Raw genomic sequence first — 1,087 nt, 5'->3', positions numbered from 1 at the left:
CGTCGCCTGACCTGAAGGGGAAAGGGGCAACCTCGGCCTCCAGTCGAGTTCCGCAACAATGCCCCTCGGACGGGCTAGGATCGTCCGCGCCGGCTAAACCGAAAGGGAAAGAGAGAAACTCGGCCCGCGACCGAGTTGCGCAACAACGCCGTTCGAAGAAATTATGTTATTCTAGTTCAGCCTGAACAACCCGATTGGCCGGTTGCGTAGCCGTGTTGGCGGTCCAGCATCGCCCGGCTGATACCCAGGATCAGGGCAATGACTTGGGCAAACCAAGCCCGGAGGTGGGTGAGGATCTTGCGGAGGTTGTGGCCGCAACCGCAGAGGACGGCGAACATGGCGTCGCCTATGGTGCCCTTGAGGCCGCAGCGGGCGAGCCGGCCGTCGGTCTTCATGTGGCCGATCTCGGGCTCGATGGCGCTGCGGCGTCGAAGCGCCTTCGCCAAGGTTGGCGTCAGACCGCGCCGGGTGTCGCTGATCAGGACCTGTGTGCCTTCGACGCCGTGGCCGCGGTCGACCACGGCGAGGCGCGGTCGCTGGTCGGTGAGGATCTCGACCTGCTCGAGCGCCTCGGCCAGGGTGTGGCCGTCGTAGGGATTGCCCGGCAGCGAGCGCAGGCCGACGACGAACCCGCGGTTGAGGGTGGTGGCGCTGCTGACCTTGCAGCCGAACTCGTAGCGCACCCGGGCTTTGCCCTTGGAGATGCAGTCGACCTCCGGCTCGTGGAGCGAGTAGATCTTGCCGGTGCTCTTCGGCGCTTGGTGCAGCAGACGCGAGGCGAGGACAAGTTCGTCCAGCACACGTTCCCGCAGCGGTCCCTCGGGGATCTCGTCGAGTTGGCGGCGCAAGTCGCGCAGGACACGGCCGGTGTAGCCTTTGAGCGTCCGCAGCGCCTTGCGCATGCGCTTGAACTGTCTCGCGTGAGCGAAGCGACCGACCTGTGCGGCCAGCCGCGGCGCCAGGCGTGCGTAGCTCTGCCGCAGCTCGATCCCGGCTTCCCGGGCCAGGTCCACCAACTGCGCCCGTGCCCGCTCCAGCAGCCGGGAGTCGGTCGGGTGGGCGATGGCCTTCTCCATCACCGTGGTGT

General features: G+C 66.8%; 1 protein-coding gene. It reads right to left on the bottom strand.

The features are described from left to right. Positions 1-176: 176 nt before the first annotated feature. Positions 177-1,087 (bottom strand): IS5 family transposase (locus tag FHG71_RS23290; protein WP_139084182.1); only part of this gene is annotated, 911 nt, incomplete at its 5' end.

This window comes from Rubellimicrobium roseum (assembly GCF_006152145.1).
Taxonomy (GTDB): domain Bacteria; phylum Pseudomonadota; class Alphaproteobacteria; order Rhodobacterales; family Rhodobacteraceae; genus Rubellimicrobium; species Rubellimicrobium roseum.
The sequence above is the reverse complement of the archived record's forward strand: the minus strand, read 5'-3'. Positions and strand labels throughout refer to the sequence as shown.